The 25,207-nt window shown below is 70.2% G+C and carries 21 protein-coding genes; 7 read left to right on the top strand and 14 right to left on the bottom strand.

Translation table 11 applies throughout. The annotated features are described in order from the left end of the window. Window positions 1–145: 145 nt before the first annotated feature. The 6 genes from FXF65_RS09200 to FXF65_RS09225 form a co-directional block, all read right to left on the bottom strand. Window positions 146–1,255 (bottom strand): endonuclease VII domain-containing protein, encoded by a 1,110-nt coding sequence (locus tag FXF65_RS09200; protein WP_246198442.1) that lies wholly within the window; start codon window positions 1,253–1,255, stop codon window positions 146–148. Window positions 1,256–1,362: 107 nt separating this feature from the next. Continuing rightward, the gene (locus tag FXF65_RS09205) at window positions 1,363–1,572 is read right to left on the bottom strand and encodes a ubiquitin-like protein Pup (RefSeq protein ID WP_067886731.1); all 210 of its coding nucleotides are present in this window, start codon (window positions 1,570–1,572) and stop codon (window positions 1,363–1,365) included. A 265-nt stretch (window positions 1,573–1,837) separates the two neighbouring features. Then, window positions 1,838–3,355 carry a depupylase/deamidase Dop gene (dop, locus tag FXF65_RS09210; RefSeq protein WP_148349277.1) on the bottom strand — a complete coding sequence of 506 codons (1,518 nt, stop codon included), beginning with the start codon at window positions 3,353–3,355 and terminating at the stop codon, window positions 1,838–1,840. A 129-nt stretch (window positions 3,356–3,484) separates the two neighbouring features. Further along, window positions 3,485–5,248, bottom strand: coding sequence for a proteasome ATPase (arc, locus tag FXF65_RS09215; protein WP_148349278.1), 1,764 nt, complete (start codon window positions 5,246–5,248; stop codon window positions 3,485–3,487). 292 nt (window positions 5,249–5,540) lie between these two features. Continuing rightward, entirely contained in the window at window positions 5,541–6,497 is a 957-nt protein-coding gene (locus tag FXF65_RS09220; RefSeq protein ID WP_148349279.1) for a tRNA (adenine-N1)-methyltransferase, read from the bottom strand. 96 nt (window positions 6,498–6,593) lie between these two features. After that, window positions 6,594–7,772, bottom strand: coding sequence for a site-2 protease family protein (locus FXF65_RS09225; RefSeq protein ID WP_148349280.1), 1,179 nt, complete (start codon window positions 7,770–7,772; stop codon window positions 6,594–6,596). A gap of 139 nt (window positions 7,773–7,911) precedes the next feature. Here FXF65_RS09225 and FXF65_RS09230 point away from each other — a divergent pair, with 139 nt between their 5' ends. From FXF65_RS09230 to FXF65_RS09250, 5 genes are all read left to right on the top strand, one after another. Continuing rightward, window positions 7,912–8,868 carry a RecB family exonuclease gene (locus FXF65_RS09230; RefSeq protein ID WP_148349281.1) on the top strand — a complete coding sequence of 319 codons (957 nt, stop codon included), beginning with the start codon at window positions 7,912–7,914 and terminating at the stop codon, window positions 8,866–8,868. A gap of 152 nt (window positions 8,869–9,020) precedes the next feature. Further along, window positions 9,021–10,244 carry a sensor histidine kinase gene (locus FXF65_RS09235; protein WP_148349282.1) on the top strand — a complete coding sequence of 408 codons (1,224 nt, stop codon included), beginning with the start codon at window positions 9,021–9,023 and terminating at the stop codon, window positions 10,242–10,244. Between the two features lie 166 nt (window positions 10,245–10,410). Continuing rightward, complete coding sequence (locus FXF65_RS09240; RefSeq protein WP_148349283.1) at window positions 10,411–11,091, top strand: response regulator; 681 nt, start codon at window positions 10,411–10,413, stop codon at window positions 11,089–11,091. Window positions 11,092–11,443: 352 nt separating this feature from the next. After that, entirely contained in the window at window positions 11,444–12,271 is an 828-nt protein-coding gene (locus tag FXF65_RS09245) for an ABC transporter ATP-binding protein (protein ID WP_148349284.1), read from the top strand. Then, window positions 12,268–14,766 (top strand): ABC transporter permease, encoded by a 2,499-nt coding sequence (locus FXF65_RS09250; protein ID WP_246198443.1) that lies wholly within the window; start codon window positions 12,268–12,270, stop codon window positions 14,764–14,766. The genes FXF65_RS09245 and FXF65_RS09250 overlap by 4 nt, the downstream gene beginning before the upstream one ends. Window positions 14,767–14,895: 129 nt before the next feature. Here FXF65_RS09250 and FXF65_RS09255 read toward each other — a convergent pair whose 3' ends face one another. The 8 genes from FXF65_RS09255 to FXF65_RS09290 form a co-directional block, all read right to left on the bottom strand. After that, the gene (locus FXF65_RS09255; protein ID WP_148349285.1) at window positions 14,896–15,282 is read right to left on the bottom strand and encodes a hypothetical protein; all 387 of its coding nucleotides are present in this window, start codon (window positions 15,280–15,282) and stop codon (window positions 14,896–14,898) included. Between the two features lie 262 nt (window positions 15,283–15,544). Beyond that, the gene (locus FXF65_RS09260; protein WP_148349286.1) at window positions 15,545–16,651 is read right to left on the bottom strand and encodes an ABC transporter ATP-binding protein; all 1,107 of its coding nucleotides are present in this window, start codon (window positions 16,649–16,651) and stop codon (window positions 15,545–15,547) included. A gap of 23 nt (window positions 16,652–16,674) precedes the next feature. Beyond that, window positions 16,675–17,742 (bottom strand): ABC transporter ATP-binding protein, encoded by a 1,068-nt coding sequence (locus FXF65_RS09265; RefSeq protein ID WP_148349287.1) that lies wholly within the window; start codon window positions 17,740–17,742, stop codon window positions 16,675–16,677. Beyond that, window positions 17,742–18,755 (bottom strand): ABC transporter permease, encoded by a 1,014-nt coding sequence (locus FXF65_RS09270; protein ID WP_148349288.1) that lies wholly within the window; start codon window positions 18,753–18,755, stop codon window positions 17,742–17,744. Before FXF65_RS09270 ends, FXF65_RS09265 begins: the two co-directional genes overlap by 1 nt. A gap of 105 nt (window positions 18,756–18,860) precedes the next feature. Beyond that, window positions 18,861–20,624 carry an ABC transporter substrate-binding protein gene (locus FXF65_RS09275; RefSeq protein WP_222868449.1) on the bottom strand — a complete coding sequence of 588 codons (1,764 nt, stop codon included), beginning with the start codon at window positions 20,622–20,624 and terminating at the stop codon, window positions 18,861–18,863. A gap of 45 nt (window positions 20,625–20,669) precedes the next feature. After that, the gene (locus FXF65_RS09280) at window positions 20,670–21,662 is read right to left on the bottom strand and encodes an ABC transporter permease (protein ID WP_148349289.1); all 993 of its coding nucleotides are present in this window, start codon (window positions 21,660–21,662) and stop codon (window positions 20,670–20,672) included. Window positions 21,663–22,113: 451 nt separating this feature from the next. Beyond that, window positions 22,114–22,539: a hypothetical protein gene (locus FXF65_RS09285; protein ID WP_148349290.1), complete on the bottom strand. Its 426-nt coding sequence runs from the start codon at window positions 22,537–22,539 to the stop codon at window positions 22,114–22,116. A 273-nt stretch (window positions 22,540–22,812) separates the two neighbouring features. Then, window positions 22,813–23,484 (bottom strand): HAD family hydrolase, encoded by a 672-nt coding sequence (locus FXF65_RS09290; RefSeq protein WP_148349291.1) that lies wholly within the window; start codon window positions 23,482–23,484, stop codon window positions 22,813–22,815. A 177-nt stretch (window positions 23,485–23,661) separates the two neighbouring features. Between FXF65_RS09290 and FXF65_RS09295 the strand changes: the two genes are divergently transcribed. Further along, entirely contained in the window at window positions 23,662–24,123 is a 462-nt protein-coding gene (locus FXF65_RS09295) for a universal stress protein (RefSeq protein ID WP_148349292.1), read from the top strand. Between the two features lie 191 nt (window positions 24,124–24,314). After that, window positions 24,315–25,157, top strand: coding sequence for a PAC2 family protein (locus FXF65_RS09300; protein ID WP_067886807.1), 843 nt, complete (start codon window positions 24,315–24,317; stop codon window positions 25,155–25,157). Window positions 25,158–25,207: the final 50 nt, after the last annotated feature.

Below are 25,207 nucleotides of genomic sequence, written 5' to 3' on the forward strand. Positions count from 1 at the left end.
CCCTTCCCTCCACCATTGCACCGGCTCCAGCAACCTCACCGGCGCGGACGACTACGACCCTACTGTTCAAGGTCGCCCAAGCGCATGCCGCATGATCCTCCGCCGAGTCCGCCCACGGCGAACCCTTCCATCGCGCAACCCCGCGTCACCCCACCCAGGCGGGACGCCCGATGAGGACGCCCAGTTCCGGATTCGCCTTGCGGTGCCGCCCGTCCGCCTCCCAGTGCAAGGTCCAGCCGCCCGGCGGCACGTTCAGCGGATCCATGTCCGGGACGGTGAACGACAACCGCGTCCCGCCGCCCCGCGCCGGAACGGCCTTCACCAGCCCACCCGTCAGGTAGTCGGCCGCCCGCCGAAGCGCCACCGGGTCATCACGAAGCTGCCCCATGCCCGTGTTACAGCCGTGACAGGCGATCCCGCGCACCGCACCGGTCCTGTGATCGTGATCGACGTGCTCCGCCGGGTAGTCGAAACAGGCCGCGCAGTAACCGACCTGCATCTTGAGCAACCACTCGACGTCGTCGTCGTCGATCCCATAGCGCTCTAGGCGGCGTTGTTCGCGCGAGGAGTTTCGCTTGAGCCTCGCGCGCCACTCGCTCTCGCTCCAGTGAGTCCGTCTCACGAAGACGGGGGCACCGCGTTCGAGGATCAGACGCCTCGCGTGGGAGCCGTCCAGTTCCAGGTACTCCGCCGCAAGGCGCAGACGCTCCGGGTTGTCTTCGAACTGGCCGAGCGCCCCGTTGCACTTGAAGCACAGGATGCGACGGACGAGCCCGGTCATGTGGTCGTGGTCGACGTGCTTTGGCTCCTCACGGAGACAGATGACGCAGACACCACCCTGCTCCGCGATCATCTCCTCAACCTGCTTCTCGGTGATTCCGTATCGCAGCTTGAGCAGATAGTTGCGCCCGCTCCCGTGGTTGCGCGCCCTGTTCGCCGCCATGATTTTGTTGTGGCACGGGCGACAGTAGTTCGCGATACCAGATTTCTGTGCGCGGTTACTGCCGAAGTCGGCGATCGACTTGATCTCTTCGCAACCCGGGCAGTACTTCATCCCGTCGGGCACGTCGGAGTGCCTTCTATATACTCGGGTGGGCTTGCCCAGTTTTGCCTGCTTGTTCCGGTATGAACGGCTATTACGCAAACCGAAGCATGCTTTGCAGTAGGGCGCCAGCCCATCCGGAGCCGCTTTGCGTTTCCAGAACTCGGATGCGGACTTGACCTCACCACAGTCCGAACACTTTTTCGAAGACATGGGCGGGACTTTAGCAGCCCGCCCATGTCTTTACCGTCAACTTTTTGTTTGGCGAGCGATACACCCTCGCCTAGCATTCGGACATTATTTGATATGTCCGATTTATATTACTCTCCGCCTTTTTGCACATAAGCGCGGACAAAGTCCTCTGCGTTCTCTTCGAGAACTTCGTCTATTTCGTCCAGAATTGAGTCCACGTCGTCGGTGAGCTTCTCCTGGCGCTCCTGCACGTCCTCGGTCGTCGTGGCCTCGGTCTCCTCGACCTCTTCCGTGCGCCGAGTGGTCTGCTTCTGACCGCCGGTGTCCTTCGTGGCCATTCCGTACCTCCGCTCTGCCGGTGCCTCCGACCCTATCTCCGATCTTCGACGACGAGCGGATCTTGAGCGTCCGTTTCGCCGCCTACGCCCGGGGGCCGGGGGCATGCTCGGGTTATCGCCAGCCGACCGGCCACTGAAACGGGCATACCGGTCACGAAACCGAGACCTGATCCGTCTCCGCAGGTCAGCACATCGAAAGGCACTCGATAGTAAAGCTATCCAATGAGTGCGCCCACCGGCCCCGAGCGCTTGGACGGGGCTCTGGTCAGCTCTGGCCGGTCAGGGTGGCGACGAGGTCGGCGGCCGTCCGGCAGCGGTCCAGGAGGGCGCCCACGTGCTGCCTGGTGCCGCGCAGGGGCTCCAGGGTGGGGACGCGCTGCAGGGACTCGCGGCCCGGGACGTCGAAGATGACGGAGTCCCAGGACGCGGCGGCGACGGAGTCGGCGTACTGGCGCAGGCAGCGGCCGCGGAAGTAGGCGCGGGTGTCCTCGGGCGGGTCCTCGACGGCGGACTCGACCTCGGCCTCGCTGACGACGCGGTCGATGCGGCCGCGGTCGACGAGGCGGTTGTAGAGGCCCTTGTCGGGCCTGATGTCGCTGTACTGGAGGTCGACGAGCTGCAGGCGCGGGTGGGACCAGTCGATGCCGTCGCGGGTGCGGTAGCCCTCCAGGAGGGCGAGCTTGGCGACCCAGTCGAGTTCGCGGGAGAGCTGCATGGGGTCGTCGCCGAGGCGGTGGAGGACGGACTCCCAGCGGTCGAGGACGTCCTTGGTCATCTCGTCGACGTCGGCGCCGAAGCGGTCCTCGACGTACTTGCGGGACTGCTCGAGGTATTCCATCTGCAGTTGGACGGCGGTCATCTTGCGTCCGTCGCGGAGGGTGAGCAGGTGCTTGCAGGACGGGTCGTGGGACACGGCGCGGAGGGCGGCGACGGGCATGTCGACGGAGAGGTCGACGGTGAGGAAGCCGTCTTCGATCATGGCGAGGACGAGGGAGGTGGTGCCGAGCTTGAGGTAGGTGGAGAGCTCGGCCATGTTCGCGTCGCCGATGATGACGTGCAGCCGCCGGTACTTCTCGGGGTCGGCGTGGGGTTCGTCGCGCGTGTTGATGATGGGTCGTTTGAGGGTGGTCTCCAGGCCGACCTCGACTTCGAAGAAGTCGGCGCGCTGGCTGATCTGGAAGCCGTCGCCGCGTCCGTCGACGCCGATGCCGACGCGGCCTGCGCCGCAGACGATCTGGCGGGAGACGAAGAAGGGGGTGAGGTGGCGGACGATGTCGGCGAAGGGGGTCTCGCGGCGCATGAGGTAGTTCTCATGGCAGCCGTAGGAGGCGCCCTTGTTGTCGGTGTTGTTCTTGTAGAGCTGGATGGGGTGGGTGCCGGGGACCATGGCGGCGCGTTGGGCGGCGTCGGCCATGACGCGTTCTCCGGCCTTGTCCCAGATGACGGCGTCGCGGGGGTTGGTGCATTCGGGTGCGGAGTATTCGGGGTGGGCGTGGTCGACGTAGAGGCGGGCGCCGTTGGTGAGGATGACGTTGGCGAGGCCGAGGTCTTCGTCGGTGAGCTGGGTGGGGTCGGCGACCTCGCGGGCGAGGTCGAAGCCGCGGGCGTCGCGGAGGGGGTTCTCCTCCTCGAAGTCCCAGCGCGCTCTGCGGGCGCGCGCGGCGGACGCCGCGAGGTAGGCGTTGACGACCTGGGAGGAGGTCACCATCGCGTTGGCCCCTGGTTGCCCGGGTACGGAGATGCCGTACTCGGTCTCGATGCCCATCACCCGCCGAACACTCATATCGTCGAGCCTATCGGGGCGGCGGGGGTGGAGCCACGGGGCCGGGTGTTCGGGGGCGGATGTCGCGGGCGCGCCGAGGCGGCGGCCCCGGGTCGGGGGCCGCCGCGCATGTCGGCGTGTGGTGCCGGTTTACAGGTATTGGCCGGTGTTGGCGACGGTGTCGATGGACCGTCCGGCTTCCGCGCCCTTGGTTCCGGAGACGAGGGTGCGGATGTAGACGATGCGTTCGCCCTTCTTGCCGGAGATGCGGGCCCAGTCGTCGGGGTTGGTGGTGTTGGGCAGGTCTTCGTTCTCGCTGAACTCGTCGACGCAGGCGGCGAGGAGGTGGTTGACGCGAAGACCTTTTTGGCCGGTGTCGAGGAACTGCTTGATGGCCATTTTCTTGGCGCGGTCGACGATGTTCTGGATCATCGCTCCGGAGTTGAAGTCCTTGAAGTAGAGGACTTCCTTGTCGCCGTTGGCGTAGGTGACCTCCAGGAAGCGGTTCTCCTCCGTTTCGGTGTACATGCGTTCGACGGTGCGCTGGATCATGGCGTCGACGGTGGCTTCGACGGAGCTGCCGTGCTCCTTGAGGTCGTCGGGGTGGAGGGGCAGGTTGCCGAGGATGTACTTGGAGAAGATGTCTCGGGCGGCTTCGGCGTCGGGTCGTTCGATCTTGATTTTGACGTCGAGGCGGCCGGGGCGCAGGATCGCGGGGTCGATCATGTCCTCGCGGTTGGATGCGCCGATGACGATGACGTTCTCCAGTCCTTCGACGCCGTCGATCTCGCTGAGGAGCTGCGGGACGATGGTGTTCTCGACGTCGGAGGAGACTCCGGATCCGCGGGTGCGGAAGATGGAGTCCATTTCGTCGAAGAAGACGATGACGGGCGTTCCGGCGGACGCCTTTTCGCGTGCGCGTTGGAAAACGAGCCGGATGTGCCGTTCGGTTTCGCCGACGTATTTGTTGAGGAGTTCTGGGCCCTTGATGTTGAGGAAGAAGCTCTTGCCTTCCTGGCCGGTCTTCTCGGCGACCTGTTTCGCGAGCGAGTTGGCGACGGCCTTGGCGATGAGGGTCTTCCCGCATCCGGGGGGTCCGTAGAGGAGGACGCCCTTCGGGGGCCGGAGCTGGTGTTCGCGGAAGAGGTCGGCGTGCAGGTAGGGAAGTTCCACGGCGTCGCGGATCATTTCGATCTGTGAGCCGAGGCCGCCGATCTCGTCGTAGGAGATGTCGGGGACCTCTTCGAGGACGAGTTCTTCGACCTCCGCCTTGTGGATCTTCTCGTAGGCGTATCCGGAGCGTGGTTCGAGCATGAGGGAGTCGCCGGCGCGGAGCGGGACTCCGCGGAGCGGCTCGGCGAGCTTGACCACGCGTTCTTCGTCGGCGTGCGCGATGACGAGTGCGCGTTCGCCGTCGTCGAAGAGTTCCTTGAGCATGACGACTTCGCCCTGCTCTTCGAAGGCGAGCGCCTCGACGACGTTGAGGGCCTCGTTCAGCATGACCTCTTGGCCGCGCTGGAGTTCGTCGACGTCGACGGCGGGGCTGACGTTCACCCGGAGTTTGCGTCCGCCGGTGAAGATGTCGACCGTTCCATCGTCTCGGCCTTCGAGGAAGACGCCGAATCCGGATGGTGGTTGTGCGAGCCTGTCGACCTCCTCCTTGAGCGCCACGATCTGTTCGCGAGCCTCTTTGAGGGTCGCTACGAGTCGCTCGTTCTGACCTGTTACGGCTGCCAGGTTGGCCTGTGCCTCATGGAGGCGTTCTTCCAGAACACGTACTTGGCGCGGGGACTCCGCGAGCTTGCGGCGCAGCACGGAGATCTCCTCCTCCAGGAAGGAGATCTGCGTTTGGAGGTCCCTGACCTCCTTTTCGTGCTGCGCCCTGCGCGCCCCGGCATCGTCACGAGCGGCCACGCCCCGTCACCTCCTCACGAAGAGAGCCGACGACCTACTGAGACCCTACCTATCTGGAGGGCTTCCGTAACCTGCCCATTCGGTGTTCGTGTCGTGCGGGGGTGTTCCGGGAGGGTTGGGAGGGGTGCTGTGGGGGCGGGGTGGGGTGAGGGGTTACGGGGCCTGGACCTGGGGGTTTGTGGTTCCGGGCGTGTCGTGGTGGCGGGTTTGCCGAGTTCGGGGGTGTCTGGGAGGGGCGGCGGGTGTGTCGCGGCGGGGAGGGGCGCGCCGGGCGGGTCGCGGGGAGTGTGATCTACGACTCGGCGGGGCGTCCGGGCGTGGCGGGCGGCGCGGTCGGCGGTTCGGCGGGCACGCCGGGCGCGGCGGGTTCGGGGTGGGCGGCCTTGGCGGGACGGCGGCGGCGGGCGGGCGGGGTGACGCCGTCGGCGAGGCGGCGGGCGGTGACGAGGAAGCCGGTGTGGCCGACCATGCGGTGGTCGGGGCGGACGGCGAGGCCGTCGACGTGCCAGGTGCGGAGCATGGTCTCGCTGGCGTGGGGTTCGGCGAAGTTGCCGTGGGCGCGGAGGTCTTCGACGACGCGGGACATCTGGGTGGTGGTGGCGATGTAGGCGCAGACGATGCCGCCGGGGACGAGTGCCTTGGCGACGGCGTCGAGGCATTCCCAGGGGGCGAGCATGTCGAGGATGACGCGGTCGACGTCGGTCTCGGCGAGGGCGTGTTCGAGGGAGCCGAGGGTGAGGCGCCAGGCGGGGTGGGGTCCGCCGAAGAACTTCTCGACGTTGGCGCGGGCGATGTCGGCGAAGTCGGGGCGGCGTTCGTAGGAGGAGAGGAGGCCGTGTTCGCCGACGGCGCGGAGGAGGAAGCAGCTGAGGGCGCCTGATCCGGCGCCCGCCTCGACGACGCGGGCTCCGGGGAAGACGTCGGCCATGGCGACGATCTGGGCGGCGTCCTTTGGGTAGACGACGGCGGCGCCGCGGGGCATGCGGAGGGCGAAGTCGGCGAGGAGGGGGCGGAAGGCGAGGTAGTCGGTGCCGCCGGTGGAGCGGAAGACGGTTCCTTCGGGGCTGCCGATGATGTCGTCGTGGGGGACGGAGCCCTTGTGGGAGTGGTAGAGCTTGCCGGGCTGGAGGGTGATGGTGTTGATGCGGCCCTTGGGGTCGGTGAGCTGAACCTGGTCTCCTGGCCGGAACGGGCCGTGGGGGGTGCGGCCTGGGGTGGTGGGGGGTTCGTTCGGCTGGGGTTCGCTCATGGTGGTCAAGGCTAGCGGCGGGCGCGGGCAGGTCAGGCCGCTCGCGGGGCGTGCGGGGCGGGTGGTTCGAACACCCGTGGTTCAGATGCCCGTGGTTCAGATGCCCGCGAAGGCGCGGTCGACGTCGGCGGTGGCGAGGACGCCGTAGACGCGGCCGTCGGGTTCGACGAGGAGGTACTCGGACGCGGGCGCGCGGCGGAGCGCGTCCATGAGGTCCTCGCCGGTGAGGTCGGCGGGGAGGGTGAGGTCGCCGGTGCCGCGGGAGAGGTCGCCGGCGGTGACCCAGGGGCGGCGGTGCTCGGGGGTGGCGGTGACGGCCTTCTCGCTGACGAGGCCGAGGGGCCTGCCGTCGTGGTCGGCGATGACGATGGCGCCGGCGTGGTCGTCGCGGGCGCGGCGGACGGCTTCGGCGAGGGGGGTGTCGGCGGTGACGAGGGTGGCGCGGCGGGCGAGGCGGCGGGCGGACAGCAGGGGGATGCGGTCGCGGACGTACTCGGCGCGGATGGACTGGGTGGCGCCGACCCAGATGAAGGACGCGACGAGCGCGGACCAGAGGAGGGCGAGCCAGCCGATGCCGCCGTCCGCGCCGGTGCCGTAGGTGGCGAGGAGGGCGCCGCCGACGAGGGTGGCGATGGCGACGCCGCGGCCGACCCAGCCGGCGATGATGGCGCCGGTGCGGCTGCGTCCGGTGGCCTTCCAGACGGCGGCGCGGACGAGGCGTCCGCCGTCGAGGGGCAGGCCGGGCAGGAGGTTGAAGACGCCGACGAGGAGGTTGGCGAAGGTGAGGGCGTCGACGAGGAGGACGGCGACGTCGGGGAGCGGGAGGAGGGCGTGGGCGAGGAGGCCGATGCCGGCGAGGACGAGATTGACGAGGGGTCCGGCGAAGGCGATGAGGAATTCGCGGCCGGGGGTGGGGGCCTCGCGTTCGATGGAGGTCTCGCCGCCGAGGACGTGGAGGGTGACGGAGCGGACGGGCAGCCGGAACGCGCGGGCGGTGACGGCGTGGCTGAGCTCGTGGACGAACACCGACCCGTAGAGCAGGAGGGCGTAGGCGAACGCGACGAGGTAGCTGAGGGGGCGTTCGACGACGTCGTGGACCTGTCCTTCGAACATGACGGTGACGAGGACGGCGACCAGGAACCAGCTGGGCGAGACGTAGACGGGGACGCCGAAGGGGCGGCCCATGAGCAGGCCGGGCCGTGCGGCGGGGCCGCGGTCGGGGCCTTGCTGGCCTTCGGGCGTCTTGCCCTGGGTCGGGGGCGCGCTGTGTGTCACGTCACCGATGCTACGGCCCCGGTGGGGCGGGCGGTCCGGTGGCGTCCGGCGGGCGCGCCCGGAGGGGGCGCGGGCGGGACGCGGGCGGGGTCGCCGGGTTGCGGGATTTCGTCGGGGGCGTCGCCTAGTGTGCTGTGCCATGACGACGACCGAGGCGGGTAGTGAGGCGTCCGTTCCGTCCGCGCGCGGGGGGTCCGGCGGGGAGGCGCCGGAGGTCGAGGTGGTGGGGTCGTTGTCGCCGTCGCGGGCGAGCGATTTCATGACGTGTCCGCTGCTGTACCGGTTCCGGGTGATCGATCGGCTGCCGGAGCGGCCGAGCGCGGCGGCGGCGCGGGGGACGCTCGTCCACGCGGTGCTGGAGCGGCTGTACGACCTGCCGCGGGACGGGCGGACGGCGGAGGCGGCGGCGGGGCTGCTCGATCCGGAGTGGGAGCGGCTGCTGGCGGCGGAGCCGGAGCTCGCGGGGCTGTTCGAGGCGGGCGCGGAGGGCGACGCTGAGCGGGCGGTGTGGCTGGAGCAGGCGCGCCGCATGGTGGAGCGGTACTTCACGTTGGAGGATCCGCGGCGGCTGGAGCCGGCGGAGCGGGAGCTGTTCGTCGAGACGGTGCTCGACTCGGGGTTGAAGCTGCGGGGTTACATCGACCGGGTGGACGTGGCGCCGAGCGGCGACGTCCGGATCGTCGACTACAAGACGGGCACGGCGCCGCGGGCTGACTTCGAGGCGCGGGCGCTGTTCCAGATGAAGTTCTACGCGCTGGTGCTGTGGCGGCGGCAGGGCCGGGTTCCGCGGCTGCTGCAGCTCATGTACCTGGGCAACGGGGAGGTGCTGCGGTACGAGCCGGACGAGGCGGACCTGCGGGCGACGCAGCGGAAGGTGGAGGCGCTGTGGGAGGCGATCCGGCGGGCGATGGACACCGGGGAGTGGCGTCCGCGGGCGGGGCGGCTGTGCGACTGGTGCGACCACCGGGAGCGGTGCCCGGAGTTCGGGGGCACTCCCCCGCCGCTGCCGGATGCGCCGGTGCGGCGTCCGTCCCCGGCGGATCTGGAGCCTGCGGGCGGGGCGCGTCCGTCGGCGCGCGAGCGCGACGACCTCTGAGCGGCGGGGCCCGGCGCGCCCGGCGTGTCGGCCGGTGGGTCGGCGGGTCCGGAGCGGCGTAGGGGCAGGGCCTGCGCGTCCTCCTTGGGGAGGACGGCGGATCCGCGTACAGGAGGGGTCACGACCTGGCGCGACCTCCTAGGGTGAGAGTCGTGTCACCCCGCATCCGTGGTTTTCGTTCCCTCCGCGCCTGGCTTCGGGGGCGCCCGCAGGCGGCGGACGCCCTGCTGGCGTTCGGGCTGCTGGCGGCGGGGCTGCCGCAGTTGTTCCTGGAGAACCTGCCGGCCGACTCCGACCTCGAGAAGTTCCGGACCCCCGACCTGTGGGACGGGCTGCTGGTCTTCGTGGTGACGATGGCGCTGACGTGGCGGCGGCGGCATCCGATGGCGGTGCTGGTGGTCGTGCTCGCCGGGGAGCTGGCGCTGGCGGTGGCGGGGTATCCGCCGTCGCTGCCGGACGTCGCGGCGTTCCTGATCGCGGTGTACAGCGTGGCGGCGCACCGGGGGCTGGCGCAGAGCGCGCTGGGCGGGGCGGCGGCGTTCGCCTATTTCGTGGCGTATCTGGCGTTGCTGCCGGTGTCGGTGTCGCCGGGGGCGCTGCTGACGGACTGCGCGCTGGTCATCGGGGTGTGGGTGCTCGGCCGGAACCTGCGGCTGCGGCGGGCGTACTTCGCCGAGCTGGAGGACCGCGCGGCCCGGTTGGAGCGGGCGCGGGGCACGGACGCGCGGGCGGCGCGGATCGAGGAGCGGTCGCGGATCGCGCGGGAGCTGCACGACGTGGTGGCGCACCATGTGAGCGTGATGACGGTGCAGGCGGGCGCGGCGCGGCGGATCATCGACCGGGATCCGGGCAGCGCGCGGGAGGCGATGTCGACGATCGAGGAGGTCGGCCGGACGGCGCTGAGCGAGATGCGGCGGATCGTCGGCGTCCTGCGGACCGACCGCGACCCCGAGCGGGCGGGCCGGGAGCTGGCGCCGCAGCCGGGGCTCGGCGATCTCGGGGAGCTGCTCGACCACGTCCGGGAGACGGGCCTGGCGGTGCAGCTGTGGATCGAGGGCGAGGCGCGGCCGCCGTCGCCGGGGGTGGACGTGGCGGCGTTCCGGCTGATCCAGGAGGCGCTGACGAACACGCTGAAGCACGCGGGCCCGCAGGCGCGGGCGTGGGTGCGGCTGTACTACGGCGACCGGGACCTGACCGTGGAGATCGAGGACGACGGGCACGGCACCGCGACGATCATGGCGGACGACGGCGACAATCCGGGCCACGGGCTCGTCGGCATGTACGAGCGTGTCGCGCTGTACGGTGGCGAGTTGAAGATCGGGCCGCGGGTCGGCGGCGGGTTCGGTGTGCGGGCGCGGTTCCCGCTCGAGGCGTGAGGCATGCGGCGCGAGGCCGTAGGTTTGGGCAGAGGCGGCGTGAGGCGAGGAGCGGGGCCAATGGACACACCGGGACGCGAGGCGGCGCGATGACCGCGGCGGAGCGAGGATCATCGAGCCCCCTTCGCGGGGGCCTGGGGGCCGTCCCCCCGAAGGGCGGAGCGGCATGAGCGCGGTGCGGGTCCTGCTCGTGGACGACCAGCCGCTGCTGCGCACGGGGTTCCGGCTGATCCTGGAGGCCGAGACCGACATCGCGGTGGTGGGAGAGGCCGGGGACGGCGCGGCCGCCGTGGAGCTGACCCGTTCGCTGCTGCCCGACGTGGTGCTGATGGACATCCGGATGCCCGGGGTGGACGGCATCGAGGCGACCCGGCGGATCATCCGGGAGGAGGCGGCCTCGCACGATCCGAGGGTGCTGATCCTGACGACGTTCGACCTGGACGAGTACGTGATCGAGGCGGTGCGGGCGGGGGCGAGCGGGTTCCTGCTGAAGGACTCGCCGCCGGAGGACCTGGTGCAGGCGATCCGGATCGTCGCGGCGGGCGACGCGATCGTGGCGCCGAGCGTGACGCGGCGGCTGCTGGACAAGTTCGCGACGCGGCTGCCCGCGGTGCGGGACGCGGCCCCGCCGCCGGGTCTGGACACGCTGACGGAGCGGGAGCGCGAGGTGCTGTCGCACGTGGCGCGGGGCCAGTCGAACGCGGAGATCGCGGCCGAGCTGGTGGTCAGCGAGACGACGGTGAAGACGCACGTGGGGAACGTCCTGGCGAAGCTGGGGCTGCGCGACCGGGTGCAGGCCGTGGTGTACGCGTACGAGACGGGCCTGAGCCGCCCGGGCCAGGGCTGAGCCCGCGGTAAGCACCCCGGTACTAGCACCCGGGTACCACGGCTACAGTGAGCGACAACGGCGCGTCAGGGACGTCCCTGACGCGCCGTCGGCGTTCCGTCGCAGGCGGGCGCGGGGGTCCGGGGGCACGGCCTCAGGGATGGGCCCCGAGGGACCCCTGTCCTCCGGGTGGACGCGCCTACTCCGGGAGGACGATCAACCGGGTGTGCCTCCTGCCACGGGTGGACGGCCAAGTCCGTTCCTGGGGCGCATCACACGAGCATGCCGGACTCCTACTGTTTTGAGAGTCGGATCGCCGGGGGCTCGGGCGCGGTCCGGTGGAATCCAGCTCACTCACACTCGGGAGTTTCTCGTGACGAACACCGCCCCATCGACCGCCGGCGCGCGGACCGCGCCCGGGGCGGGCGATTTCGCCGCACGGACCCAGCAGATCGCGAAGGTGTACGGGCGCGGCGACGCTCAGGTCGTCGCGCTGGACGGGGTCACCGTTGGAATTCCCCGCGGCCGCTTCACCGCGATCATGGGCCCGTCCGGGTCCGGCAAGTCGACGCTCATGCACTGCATGGCGGGCCTGGACTCGGTGGACTCCGGGCAGGTCTTCATCGGCGACACCGAGCTGACCCGGCTGCGCGACAAGCAGCTCACCCGGCTGCGCCGCGACAAGGTCGGGTTCATCTTCCAGGCGTTCAACCTGGTGCCGACGCTGACGGCGCTGGAGAACATCACGCTCCCGATGGACATCGCGGGCCGCAAGCCGGACCGGGAGTGGCTGGACGCGGTGATCGACACGGTGGGGCTGCGGCCGCGGCTGAAGCACCGCCCGTCGGAGCTGTCCGGCGGGCAGCAGCAGCGGGTGGCGTGCGCGCGGGCCCTGGCCGCCCGCCCGGAGATCATCTTCGCGGACGAGCCGACCGGGAACCTCGACTCGCGGTCCGGTGCGGAGGTGCTCGGCTTCCTGCGCGACTCGGTGCGGCGGATGGGCCAGACGATCGTAATGGTGACGCACGACCCGTCCGCGGCGGCGTACGCCGACCAGGTGCTGTTCCTGTCGGACGGGCAGATCGTCGACACGATGCACGAGCCGACCGCCGAGCGGGTCCTGGAGCGGATGAAGGGCTTCGACGCCGTCGGCGCGCCCGTCCGCCCGGCCGGTGACGAGCCGGGGGTCGCGGCGCGATGATGGGCAAGGTCACGCGCCGCAACCTGGCGGCGCACAAGATCAGGCTGGTGCTGACCGGCGTCGCGGTGATCCTCGGCGTCGCGTTCGTGGCCGGCACGCTGATCTTCACCGACACGATGAACAAGCAGTTCGACGACCTGTTCAGCCGGGTCGGCAAGAACGTGGCCGTGGACGTGCGGGCCGAGAAGGTCGTGGGCGACGACGACGGCATGGCGGCGCAGCCCGTCCCGGCGTCGGTGCTGGCGGCGCTGCGGGGCGTCGACGGGGTGAAGGACCCGAAGGGCAACGTCACCGGGTACGCGGCGGTCGTCGGCAAGGACGGCAAGGTCGTCGGCACCCCGCAGAACGGGCCGCCGCAGATCGGCGCGAACTGGACGGCGGGCGGGTCGTACGACCTGAAGTCGGGGCGGGCGCCGCAGGGCCCCGCCGAGGTCGTGATCGACGCGAAGAGCGCCGAGAAGGGCAAGCTGTCCGTCGGTGACACCGCGCAGGTCGTCACCGCGGGCCCGCCGCAGCGGATGAAGGTCGTCGGGCTGATCGACACGGGGAACCTGATGGGCGCGACGGTCACCGCGTTCGACACCCCGACGGCGCAGGCGCTGATGCTGAAGCCCGGCTACTTCAGCGACATCGAGATGGGCTCGACGGGCCCGTCGCAGGCGGAGCTGCGCGACCGGGTCGCGAAGGTCCTCCCCCAGGGCATGGAGGCCGTCACCGGGGAGAAGCTCCGCGAGGAGTCCAAGAGCGACATCGCCTCGATGATGAACTTCTTCCAGACGTTCCTGCTGGTGTTCGCGCTGATCTCGATCTTCGTCGGGGCGTTCATCATCTTCAACACGTTCTCGATGCTGGTCGCGCAGCGGACCCGCGAGCTGGCGCTGCTGCGCGCGATCGGCGCGGCCCGCGGCCAGGTCACCCGCGCGGTGATCGGCGAGGCGGTCGCGGTCGGCGTGATCGGGTCGACGCTCGGCCTCCTCGTCGGCGCGGGGCTCGCGTCGCTGCTGCAGTCGCAGATGGGCGACGCCGGGCAGGGCGGGCTGACGTTCACCTCGCGGCCGGTGATCTGGTCGTACGTGGTCGGGATCGTCGTTACCGTCGTGTCGGCGTACTTCCCGGCGCGGCGCGCGGCGAAGATCCCGCCGGTCGCGGCGATGCGGGACGACGTGGCGATGCCGCAGCGGTCGCTGCGGATCCGGGTGGCGCTCGGCTCGCTGCTGACCGCGGCGGGCGCCGGGCTGATCGCGGTGGGCCTCGCGGGCGGCGGCGGCAGCCCCGTCGCGCTCGTCGGGGTGGGGGTGTTCTCGGTGTTCATCGGGGTGGCGATGCTCGCCCCGGTGATCAGCGTCCCGGTGCTGCGGGTGCTCGGCGCGCCGTTCGCGCGGCTGATGGGGTCGCCGGGCCGGCTCGCCCGGCAGAACGCGCTGCGCAACCCGCGCCGCACCGCCGCGACCGCCGCCGCGCTGATGATCGGCCTGGCGCTGATCACGACGGTGAACGTGCTCGGCACGTCGACCTCCGCGTCGATGAGCGCGCAGGTCGACGCGCAGTTCGGCGCAGACTACCTCGTCATGCCGACCGGCGCGGGCTCCATCGGCACGGAGGTCCCCGGGAAGATCAAGGCGGTGCCGGGGGTGCGGAACGCGTCCCCGACGTACACCGCCGACGCCAAGATCGCCGGTAAGCGGAACTCGGTCATGTCCGGCGACGTCGCCGAGATCGTGAAGGCGGCGCGGCTGAAGATGGTCGCGGGCTCCAGCGACCTCGGCGCGGCCGGGATCATGATGGACGAGAAGTCGGCGAACAAGCACGGCTGGACGGTCGGGGCGATGGTCCCGGTGCAGTTCACCGACGGCAAGACCGAGCCGCTGCGGCTCACCGGCGTCTACACCAAGAGCGACCTGATCGGCTCGAACGTCATCGCCGAGCAGGCGTACCGGCAGCACACGGTCCGTCCGTTCATCGACGCGGTCATCGTCGACGCCGCGACGACCGGCGCCGCCACCAAGACGGGCATCGAGAACGCGCTGAAGGACTACCCGGCGCTGGAGGTGTCCGACCAGGCGGCGCTGAAGGACCAGATCAGCAAGCAGATCGACGGGCTGGTGAAGTTCGTGTCGATCCTGCTGGCCATGTCCGTGATCATCGCCGCGGTCGGCGTCGTGAACACGCTCGCCCTGTCGGTGATCGAACGGACCAGGGAGATCGGGCTGCTCCGCGCGATCGGGATCAGCCGCCGCCAGCTCCGCCGCATGATCCGCGCCGAGTCGATCATGATCGCGGTGTTCGGGGCGCTGCTCGGCATGGGCATCGGCGTCGCGTTCGGCGCGGCGATGCAGAACGCCCTCGCCGACAAGGGCCTCGGGGTCCTCGCCGTCCCGTACGGGACGCTGGTCGTCTACCTGGTGGTCGCCGCGGTGATCGGGGTGCTGGCGGCGCTGTGGCCGGCGTGGCGGGCCGGGCGCATGGACGTCCTGAAGGCCATCGCCACCGAGTGAGGGCCGAAGCCCCGGGCAAGGAGCCGGGGCCCTTCGAGTCCGGCGCCGAAGCCGCGTAGGCCGCCTCCCGGATCGGGAGGCGGCCTACGCGCGCCGCTTCGGCGGACCGTTCACGGTCCTATTCTCGGGCTACCACTTCTTCCAATCGGTCCGCCCGCACTTCACCGCCCAGTAGCCGAGCTTTCCGGCGCCCACGGGGCCCGCGTAGGGCCCGTGGGCGGCGATGCACCGCATGATCCTGACCTGCTTGGGCGTGAACGCGTGGCCCTTCTTCCAGCACGCGGGGACGATCTTCCGGACGATCTTCTTCGCGCAGAGCCCCTTCCAGTACGGCGGAATCCCCCGAACGGTGGCGCCGTCGTAGGCGGCCGTCGCCGTGTCCGGGAGTGCGGCGGGCTGCGTTCGCGCGCCCGCTGCGGGCGCCTGCTCGGCCGCGATGGCCGGTGTCGCCGCCACGACCGGCGCCGCGACCAGCGCCCCGAGGAGCGCGGCCGTCGCCATCGTTCGTCTCGCCATCACGGACCCCTTTTCTTCATGACCCCCGGCGTCGTCGCCGTGGGGGCCGGCCTTTGCCGTCAAGGCCGCAGTGCAGCAGGGGCCCGATCTCCGCGGCGTCTCCGCGGCGTCCCTCCGGCTCTTCCATGGCGTCTCCGCGGCGTCTCGGCGCCATGTGGAGGGCAGGGGCGGATTTCTTCCGCGCGGAAAGGCGAAGACCCGGCCCCATCGAGGTGGGGCCGGGTCTTCGTCGTGCCGGGGCCGCGCGGCGCGCGGGAGCTGGTTACTCCGCGGGCTCGGGGTCCTCGGACGGGGCGGTGCCCGGTGTCACCGCGGCCTTGGCGACCGCGTCGGTCGCGCTGACCGTGGTGTTCTCCGGGAAGTGGCAGGCGGCCTGGTGGCCGGGGCTGAGCTCGACCAGCGGCGGCTCGACCTGCTTGCAGATGTCCTGCGCCTTCCAGCAGCGCGTGTGGAACCGGCACGCGGGCGGCGGGTCGAGGGGGCTCGGCACGTCCCCCTGCAGCCGGATCCGCTGCCGGTCGCCCCGCTCGGCCGGGTCCGGGATCGGGACCGCGGACAGCAGCGCGTTCGTGTACGGGTGCATCGGCCGCTCGTACAGGTCCGACCGCTCCGCCACCTCGACGATCTTGCCGAGGTACATGACGGCGACGCGGTCGGAGATGTGCCGGACCACCGACAGGTCGTGCGCGATCACCACGTAGGTGAGGTCGAGCTCGTCCTGCAGGTCCTCCAGCAGGTTCACCACCTGCGCCTGCACCGACACGTCGAGCGCGGAGACCGGCTCGTCGGCGACGATCAGCTTCGGCTTCAGGGCGAGGGTGCGGGCGATCCCGATGCGCTGCCGCTGCCCGCCGGAGAACTCGTGCGGGTACCGGTTGTAGTGCTCGGGGTTCAGGCCGACGAGTTCCAGGATCTCCTGGACGGCCTTCTTCACGCCCTGCTTGGCCTCGATGTTCTGCAGCCGGAACGGGGCCCCGACGATCGCGCCGACCGTCTTTCGCGGGTTCAGCGACGAGTACGGGTCCTGGAAGATCATCTGAAGGTCGCGGCGGTACGGCCGGAGCCGCCCCTGCGACAGCTTCGTGATGTCCTGCCCCTCAAAGACGATCTTGCCGAAGCTCGGGTCGAGCAACCGCATGATCATCCGGCCGGTGGTGGACTTGCCGCAGCCCGACTCGCCCACCAGCCCGAGGGTCTCGCCCTTGCGGACCGAGAACGACACGCCGTCCACGGCCTTCACCGCCGCGACCTGGCGGCGCAGCAGCCCCGCGGTGACGGGGAAGTGCTTGCCGAGGTTCTCGACCTCGAGCAGCGGCTCGCCCTCCTGCACCGGACGGGTCTCGTCCGCAGGGGTCTTCGATGTGCTCACACTCACGTTCCCACCCGCGCTCGTCACAGCTTCGGCTTGATCTCGTCGGCCCAGATCTCCCGCCGCTTCTCCAGCGGCAGGTGGCACGCGGCCTTGTGGCCGGGCTCGACCTCGACCAGCTCGGGCCGCTCGGTCTCGCTCTTGCCGTCGTTCAGCTCGGCGTAGGGACAGCGCGGATGGAACGCGCACCCGGACGGCACATTGATCAGGCTCGGCGGCGACCCCTGGATCGGCATGAGCCGCTCCGACCGCTCCCGGTCCAGCCGCGGCATCGAGCCGAGCAGCCCCCACGTGTAGGGGTGCTGCGGACGGTGGAACGCGTCGTCCACCGAGGCGTACTCGACGCAGCGGCCCGCGTACATCACCAGGATGTCGTCGGACAGCTCGGCGACCACCCCGAGGTCGTGGGTGATCATGATGACGGCGGAGTTGAACTCCTGCTGCAGGTCGCGGATGAGGTCGAGGATCTGCGCCTGGACGGTCACGTCCAGCGCCGTCGTCGGCTCGTCGGCGATCAGCAGCTCCGGGTCGCAGGACAGCGCCATCGCGATCATCGCGCGCTGCCGCATGCCGCCGGAGAACTGGTGCGGGTAGTCGTCGACCCGCTTGTCCGGCTTCGGGATCCCGACCCGGCCGAGCATGTCGATGGCGTGCTTGCGCGCCACCTGCTTCGACACGTCGTTGTGGACCCGGTACGCCTCGATGATCTGGTTCCCCACCGTGTAGAAGGGGTGCATCGAGGACAGCGGGTCCTGGAAGATCATCGCCATGTCGCGGCCGCGGAGCCGGCGCACCTCGTTCTGCGAGGCGCCGACGAGCTCCTTGCCGTCCAGCCAGATCTCCCCGGACACGTCGGAGTTGCGCTTGTTGTGCAGGCCGAGGATGCCGAGGCTGGTCACGCTCTTGCCCGACCCCGACTCGCCCACGATGCCGAGGGTGCGGCCGCGCTCCAGCTGGAACGTCAGGCCGTCCACCGACTTCACCAGGCCGTCGTCGGTCGGGAAGTGGATCTTCAGGTCGCGGACGTCGAGGAACGCGCCGGAGGCCTCGCCGGCGCCCGCGGTGTCCGCGACGGGTGCGGTCCCGGCCATCAGCCCAGCCTCACTCTCGGGTCGACGACGGCGTACAGCAGGTCGACGATCAGGTTGATCACCACGATGGAACTGGCGGTGATCAGCGTGACGCCGAGCACCATGGGCAGGTCGCCGGTGTTGATCGAGTCGATCGCGAGCCGGCCGAGGCCCGGGATGCCGAAGGTGCTCTCGGTGAGGACCGCGCCGCCGAGCAGCAGGCCGAGGTCCAGGCCGAACACCGTCATGATCGGCGTCAGCGTGGCGCGCAGCGCGTGCTTGGTGACGACGGTCTTCTCCGGCAGGCCCTTGGCGCGGGCGGTGCGGATGTAGTCCTCGTTCATCGTCTCCAGCATGCCCGCTCTGGTGAGCCGCGCGTACATCGCCGCGTAAAGGAACGCGAGCGTCACCCATGGCAGCACCAGCGACTGGAACCATGTCACCGGATCGGTGGTCAGGGGCAGGTAGCTGCCGCCGCCTGGGAAGATCTTGATGCTGTAGGAGAACAGCGCCAGTGACACCAGGCCGGTGAAGTAGATGGGCAGCGACACACCGCTCAACGCGATGATCATCGCCGCTCTGTCCCAGAGCGTGCCTCTCTTCAGCGCCGAGATGACGCCGACGCTGATCCCGCCGGCCAGCCAGACGACCGCGGCGCCCAGCGCGAGCGACGCCGTCGCCGGGGCGCGGTCGAGCAGCGTCTCCAGGACGGGCTGGCTGCTGCGGAACGAGAACCCCATGCAGGGCGCGGGACAGTGGTCGGTGACCGGGCCGGCCTTGTAGTCCTTGCCGACGACGAGCGCCTTCAGGTACTCGCCGTACTGGACGACGACCGGTTCGTCCAGGCCGAGGCGCTCCTTGGTGTCCTGGATGGCCTCTTTCGTCGGCGCCTTGCCGACGTATCCGGCCGCGATCTGGTCGGTCGTCTGCCCCGCCAGCTTCGGCAGCCAGAAGAAGATGCCGAAGGTCACCAGGCTGACCAGCAGCAACATGAGGACGGCACCGATGAGGCGCCGGACGATGTATGCGAACACATTGCGCGGCCCCACCCGCCGGCCGGGCGGACCTGTGGGTCCTGACCCGGCCGGCGGGCGTCGCCTTCACCTGCCTTCAGAGGGACGCATGGACGAGGCGGAGTGTTACTCCACGCCCATGTTGAGGTAGTCGTACATTCCGCCGTAGGAGTAGGTGATGCCCGCGTTGGTCACGCGCTTCGGCCGGTACATCAGGGCCTTCGCGTAGACCAGCGGGACCTCCATGGCCGTCCCCATGACCAGCTTGTCGACCTCGCCGTAGGCCTTCAGGCGGGCGGCCTCGTCCGGGTTGGCGATGGCGTCGTCCAGGCCCTTGTTGACCTTCGGGTCGTTGAGCTCGGCGAGGTTGTTCCCACCGGACGGCTTGATGGCGCTGCCGTGCACGATCTGCGCGAGGAAGCCGTAACCGGTCGGCCAGTCCGCCGCCCACGCCATGATCATCATGCCGATGCCGTGGTCGTGGACGTACTTCGGCACGCCGACGTACTTGTTGAAGTAGTCACCGGCCGGGAACTGGACGATCTCGGTCTTGATGTTGACCTTCGCGAGGCTCTGCTGGATGGCCTGCGCCATCGCGACTTCCTTCGGCCGGTCGGACCGGGCCGAGATCTTCGTGCTGAAGCCGTTCGGCTGGCCGCACTGCTGCAGCTCCTGCTTGGCCTTGCCGAGCGTGGCCTGGTCGAGCCCGCCGCCCTCGGCCTGCTTCTGCGGGTACAGGTCGAACTTGGTGTAGCCGGCGACCGACGGCGGCAGCACCGTGGTGGCGGTGTCGCCACCGGCCAGCGGGCCTCCGTAGGCGGTCTGCGCGGCGACCTTGTCGGTCGCGTACTGCACGGCGATGCGGCAGTGGATGTTGTTCAGCGGCTTCACGTTCTGGTTCAGCGACATGAACCGCAGGAAGCCCTGGACGGGGTTGTCGACGTACGGCTTCTGGTCGGCGGCCAGCACCTTCGGCTGGGTGCCCGACTGGACGCCGACGCCGGCGATGTCCATGTCCAGCGAGCCCGCGATGAGCCGCTGGTCGATGTCGTCGGCGTTCTGCTTGAGCTGGATCTCGACCTTGTCGGGCAGAGCCTTGCGGATCGGGTCCGTGCTCGGGTTCCAGTTCGGGTTGCGCGACAGCGACATCGACTTGCCGCGCGTGTAGTTGTCGACCTTGTACGGGCCGGACGAGACGATCGCGCTCTCGTACTTCAGGCCGGTGTCCTTGGCCTTCGGCACGGGCATGGTCTGCGACATCGCGACCAGGTAGTCGAACTCCTGGAACGCGGTGTTCAGGTGGAAGATGATCGTCTGGTCGTCGGGGGTCTCGATGGACTTGAGGCCCTCGTCGCTCTTGTCCTTGTACGGACCCTTGTACGCCGGCTTGTTGTCGACCAGGTACTGCTTGAAGTACTTCGGCCCGAGCTGCAGCTCGTCGGAGTAGTTGCTCCGCTCCACCGCGTACTTCACGTCCTTGGACGTGACCGTGGAGCCGTCGTCGTACTTCACGCCGGTGCGCAGCTTGTACGTCCAGGTCTTGCCGCCGTCGCTCGACTGACCGAGGTCGCTGGCGAGGTCCGGGACGACCTTCAGGCTCTCCTCGCCCGCGGACGGGTTGAACGTCGTCAGCCCGCGGCCGTAGATGCGGGCGATGTTCTGGGAGAAGGCGTAGTAGGTGTTGCCCGGGTCCGGCGAGTCGAAGTCGTCAGAGCTGCCGAACTTGAGCGTGCCGCCCTTCTTGTCCGACTTGTTCACAACGGCGTTGACACCGGCGTTGTAGCCGGGGCCGCTCCCCGACGATCCGGAATCCCCGCCGCCGCAGGCGGCGAGCCCCGCGGCCGCGACCACACCGGCCGCGACGACCGCGATCGGTCTCATCTTGTTCATGTGCAGGCGCACCCCTTCAAATAGACGGGTCGGAAGGAACCCGAGTCACCTTGACCGAGGGTCGAGAGCGTCCCGCAACCCGTCACCGAACAGGTTGAAGGCGAGGACCGTGATGAAGATCGCCATACCGGGGATGATCATGTACATCGGGTCCGAGGAGTAGATCGGCACCGCCAGGGTGAGCATCCCGCCCCACGACGGCTTCGGCGGGATGACGCCGACGCCGAGGAACGACAGCGCCGCCTCGAACAGGATGTTGGTCGGGATCAGCAGCGTCGAGTAGACGAGGATCGGCGCGACCAGGTTCGGCAGGATCTCCTTGAACAGCACGTAGGAGTTGCGGGCGCCCATGCTGCGGGCCGCGTCGACGAACTCGCGTTCGCGCAGCGACAGCGTCTGCCCGCGGATGATGCGGCCGATGTAGGGCCAATTGAAGAACCCGATGACCACGACCAGCACCGAGACGCGCAGGCCGTTGCCGCTCAGCCCGAACGCGCCGTCCGCGACGACGCCGACCAGGGCGATCGCGAAGAGCAGCAGCGGGAAGGCGAGGAAGGCGTCCATCGCGCGGCTGATCACGTAGTCGACCCAGCCGCCGAAGTAGCCGGCGGTGATGCCCATGATCGTGCCGATGACGACCGACATCAGCGTGGCGAGGAACGAGACGAGCAGCGAGATCCGGGCGCCGTGGACGATGCGGGCGAGCATGTCGCGCCCGGTGCCGGGCTCCACGCCGAGCGGGTGGTCCGCGCTGATGCCCGAGTGCCAGAAGCCGCCCTTCGGGCGGTTGTAGGTCGGGTCGATCAGGTTCTGGTGGTACGCCAGGGGGTCCTGGACGAAGTAGGGGCCCACGATCGCGATGAGGATCAGCACGAGGACCACGACCGCGCCGGTGAGGGCGACCTTGTCGCGCTTCAACCGCAACCATGCGATCTGGCCTAGGGAGCGCCCCTGGATCTTCTTGCGGTCGACTCCGGCAAGTACCGATTCCGGCTGTGCCTCGGTGTCGGACCCGCTCACCTCAATGGGTGCGGCCACGCTCCATACCTCCTACCGTCCGGCCACTGGTTCGGCCCTGCCGCCGGCGTGTGACCGGCGGCTGCGGAGATCATCCGCTGCCCCCGTGCCCGTTACGCCGCGTTCGCTGAAGGGAAACGTAGTCCTTCGGGCACGACTGTCCATCCGTGAAGCGACCTTCGCCAGTACCCGTATCTGACTTGTGATCTCGTCGTCATCTGGGGAACACGCGCGCCGACTTCGCATCGGACAAATCGCCCGAATAGTACGTACGCCCACGTCGTGCCCAGCAACCGAAAACCGGTCTAGACCGGAAAGCTTTACCGTACCGAGTCCGTTCCGAGACCGTTTCTCCGCAGGTCAGCCGCGTCCGCACAAGAAACGGCGGGCCGGGGCGCCCCGCGTGGGGACGTCCCGGCCCGCCGTGGCCGTTCGGAGACCGGCCCGCCGCCCGGAGGCGGCCGGGCCGCGGTCAGGAGATGCCGCGGTCGCGCAGGATCTTCTCGATCTCCGCCATCTCGGGGTCGCCGCCGCCCCGGGCGGGGCCCTCCACCGCGCCCTTCGGCTTGCCGGACCGCCCGGCGGACTTGCGCCCGCCGTCCTCGGCCGCCCGGTTCCCGCCGCCGCCGCCCGCACGGCGGCTCATCATCGCCCCGGACGCCATGTAGAGGACGACGGCCAGCCCCGCCAGCGCGACGCCCACCCACTTGACCGGGCTGAAGGCGAGGTCGACGAAGAACTCGGTGACCCCGGTCAGCGCCGCCGCGAGCGGCACCAGGGACAGCGCCGCCCCCCGCACGGCCGTGCCCGCGCCCCGGCGGCGGTAGACCCCCCAGCTGATGACCAGCCCCAGCACGGTCACCCCGAGGCTGATCGCGAAAATGGCTGCGTCGCTCATGCCGGCCCCTCAATCGTCACGATGGTGCTCCTCCCATCGTCACACGTCCGAGGCCGGTTCCGATCCTCCCGGCGGACGGTTTGCCCCCATGCGTCCCTCCTCCTCCGGCGGGACCCGTCCCCTGGGGACCACCCCGCCGGTATCAGGGGCCGCTACCGCCTCCGATGCATCTCCCACCCAGGGGACGAGACGGGCGAATAGCGCATACCGGTGAATTTCCCGCAACGGTTGGGCGACGGGAGACCCTCTTCGGCGGCGCTCACCTACGAGGCGTCACGCCCCGGCGGTGAACGCGGGCAGCGACCGCAGCGTCGCGAGGCCCACCTCGCGCAGCGACGCGACCACCGTCCGCCCCGGCGCGGGCGGGATAGGCAGGACGTTCGGCACCGCCACCGTGACGCAGCCCGCCGCCTCCGCCGCGGCGACGCCGTTCGGGGAGTCCTCCAGGACGACGCACTCCCCCGGCGGGACGCCGAGCCGGGCGGCGGCCGTCAGGTACGGCTCGGGGTCGGGCTTGGTGCGGGACACCTCGTCGCCCGCGACGCTGAGCGCGAAGTGCTCGCGGCCGATCGCGTCCAGCACCGGCTCGATGAGCCGCCGGTGGCTGGAGGACACCAGCGCCGCCGGGACCCCGGCCGCGCGGACCTCGGCGAGCAGGTCCTTCGCGCCGGGCATCATCGGGACGCAGGCGCTGAGCCGCTCGACCATGCCGTCCAGCATCCGCCTCCCGATCTCCTCGGGCGGGGCGTCCGAGCCCGTCAGCTCCAGCATGTACTCGACGGCGACGGCGAGCGAGCCGCCGACGAGCCGCTCCTGGTGGGCGGGGCTCCACTCGCCGCCGAGCCAGGCCATCACCTCGGACTCGACCTCCAGCCACACGCTCTCGGAGTCGATGAGCAGCCCGTCCATGTCGAACAGGACCGCCCGCAGGCCACCTCGAGTCACGTCAGCCTTCCTTTCTGGGGGACGACCCCCAGACCCCCGGATGGGAGCGCCATGATCCTCGCTTCGCTGCGGTCACGGCCCTCCCCCTTTTAGACGCGGTGTGCAAAGAGACGGTGACGCGCGGGTCACCGGACCGATACCGTGCCACCAGTAAACTACTACCCGGTAAGGATCGGCATGAGCGCGTACCGCATCATCCTCGTCGGCACCGACGGTTCGGACTCCTCGTTCCGCGCCGTCGACCGGGCCGCCCAGCTCGCCGCCGCGACCGGCGCCACGCTCGTGCTCGCCAGCGCCTACAGCCCGATGCCGGAGCGGGAGCGGGCGAGCGCCGCCGACCGGCTCGGCGACCTGGCGTACAAGGTGCAGGGGTCCACGCCGGCCGACGACGCGCTGCGGGCCGCGCGGGAGCGCGCCGTCGCCGCGGGCGCGGGCGACATCGACCAGGTCGCGGTGGAGGGCGACGCCGTCGACGTCATCAGCAGGCTGGCGAAGGAGCGCGGCGCGGACCTCGTCGTCGTCGGGAACCGGGGACTGAACAGCCTCGCCGGGCGGATCCTCGGGTCCGTCCCGGCGAACCTGTCGCACCGCTCCCCCTGCGACGTGCTGATCGCGCACACCACCCCGCGCGGGCGGTGACCCGGCGGGGCGTCCGCTCCGTGCCGTATTCCGCCGCGGGCGTAGCGCACGGGCGTCTGGCCCGACGGGGGTGGGGTAGGTCACCGTCAGGACGTAGGCTGACAGCCACCGATCATGAGCGGGGCCCCCGCCCCCGGGAATGACGGCCCCCGTCGGTGACGCTGTACCCAGGCGTCGAAAGGAGGCAGCGCGTGGTCGAGATCGAGAACCTGCCGGAACTGGTCGATCCGGTGCTCGTGGCCGCCTTTGAGGGATGGAACGACGCCGGGGAAGCCGCGAGCGGGGTCATTTCGCATCTGGAGGCCGCCTGGGAGGCCGTGCCGGTCGCCGAGCTCGACCCCGACGACTACTACGACTTCCAGGTCACCCGCCCGATCGTGGAGATGACCGACGGCGAGACGCGCGGCATCACCTGGCCCACGACCCGCGTGTCATGGGCGCGGCTGCCCGGCGGCAAGGACGTCGTCCTGCTGCACGGGATCGAGCCGAACATGCGGTGGCGGTCGTTCTGCCGCGAGCTGGTCGGGCTGATGCTGGAGCTGGACGTCCGCAACGTCGTGCTGCTGGGGGCGCTGCTCGCGGACGCGCCGCACACTCGTCCCGTGCCGGTGACCGGCGCGGCGTCCGAGGCGGGGCTGGTCAACACCCTGAACCTGGAGCCCGCCCGCTACGAGGGGCCGACCGGCATCCTCGGCGTCCTGCAGGACGCCTGCGCCAAGGCGGGGCTCGACACCGTGTCGCTGTGGGCGGCCGTGCCGCACTACGTCGCGCAGCCGCCGTCGCCGAAGGCGACGCTCGCGCTGCTGCGCCGCGTCGAGGACCTCCTGGACGTCACCGTCCCGCTGGGCGAGCTGCCCGAGGAGGCGCGGGCCTGGGAGAACGGCGTCAACGAGCTCGCCGAGGAGGACTCCGAGGTCGCCGAGTACGTCCGCACGCTGGAGGAGCAGAAGGACGCGACCGAGCTCCCCGAGGCGAGCGGCGACGCGATCGCCCGCGAGTTCGAGCGGTACCTGCGCCGCCGCGATCCCGGCTGACCCTTCCCCGGCGGCGGGCGTCGTCCCTGGTTGGCCGTGTATAGGGTGGC

Origin of the sequence: Actinomadura syzygii (assembly GCF_008085905.1) — a bacterium.
Classification (GTDB): Bacteria; Actinomycetota; Actinomycetes; order Streptosporangiales; family Streptosporangiaceae; genus Spirillospora; species Spirillospora syzygii.